General features: G+C 61.3%; 1 protein-coding gene. It reads right to left on the bottom strand.

Going from position 1 to position 946, the window contains the following annotated elements; translation table 11 throughout:
• The gene (locus tag HMPREF0372_RS05925; RefSeq protein ID WP_039996781.1) at positions 1-930 is read right to left on the bottom strand and encodes a 3-hydroxyacyl-CoA dehydrogenase family protein; all 930 of its coding nucleotides are present in this window, start codon (positions 928-930) and stop codon (positions 1-3) included.
• Between the last annotated feature and the right edge of the window lie 16 nt (positions 931-946).

Here is a 946-nt window from a genome sequence, read left to right as displayed (position 1 = left end):
TTACTTTCCGTAGAGCATCCGAATCAGATACTCATTGAGCTCGGCGTTGGACTGGGCGACCTGCTCAGGCGTCCACTTCTGGAAGCCCTCACCGGTCTTGAAGCCGATCTTGCCCTCGTCGCGGAGCTGCTTGAGCAGGGGGGAGGGCTCGTGGGAGTCCTCCAGATCCCGCAGGATGTAGTCGTGGATGTTATAGGTCAGGTCAGTACCCACCATGTCGGCGTTCTCCATGGGGCCGAGCTGGGGCAGCCGCAGGCCGAAGGAGTAGCGCACCGCCTCGTCCACGGTGGCGGCGTCGGCGATGCCGTTCTCCACGATGGAGATGGCCTCCCGCCAGAGGGCGTGCTGCATGCGGTTGGCGATGAAGCCGGGCACGTCCTTTTTGCACAGCACGGGCTTCTTGCCCACGGAGCGCAGCACCTCCATCACCGTCTGGGCCACCTCGTCGCTGGAGGCGTCGGACTTGACCACCTCCACCAGGGGGATCAGGTGGCCGGGGTTCCAGAAGTGAGTGCCCACAAAGCGCTCACGGTGCTTCAGCTCGGCGGAGATCTCGCTGGGGCTCATGACAGAGGAGTTGGTGCAGAAGATGGTGTCGGGGCGGCAGCGCGCCTCCAGCTTGGCGAAGGTCTCCCGCTTGATCTTCATGTCCTCGAAAACGGCTTCGATCACCAGATCGGCGTTCTTCACCAGATCGCTGTCGATGTCGTTGGTAAAGGAGATGCGGGAGAGACGGTCGCTCAGCTCCTGCTCGGTGATGACGCCCTTGTCCAGGAGCTGCCTGGTGTTGGTGCGGATGCCCGCCTCCACATCAGTGGGGTACAGATCATACATGCCCACCTGGAAGCTGGGGTTGGACGCAAACACATAGCCGATGTTCTTGCCCATCATGCCCGCGCCACAGATGAGAATGTTCTTGATTTCTTTCATGCTGCTCGACTTCCTT

It is taken from the genome of Flavonifractor plautii ATCC 29863, from assembly GCF_000239295.1.
Lineage (GTDB): Bacteria > Bacillota > Clostridia > Oscillospirales > Oscillospiraceae > Flavonifractor > Flavonifractor plautii.
This window is presented reverse-complemented; position numbering and strand designations above follow the sequence as displayed.

Bases quoted from the DNA above. Each gene is read 5' to 3' on its own strand.
- HMPREF0372_RS05925 (WP_039996781.1), bottom strand. From the start codon at position 930: ATGAAAGAAATCAAGAACATTCTCATCTGTGGCGCGGGCATGATGGGC.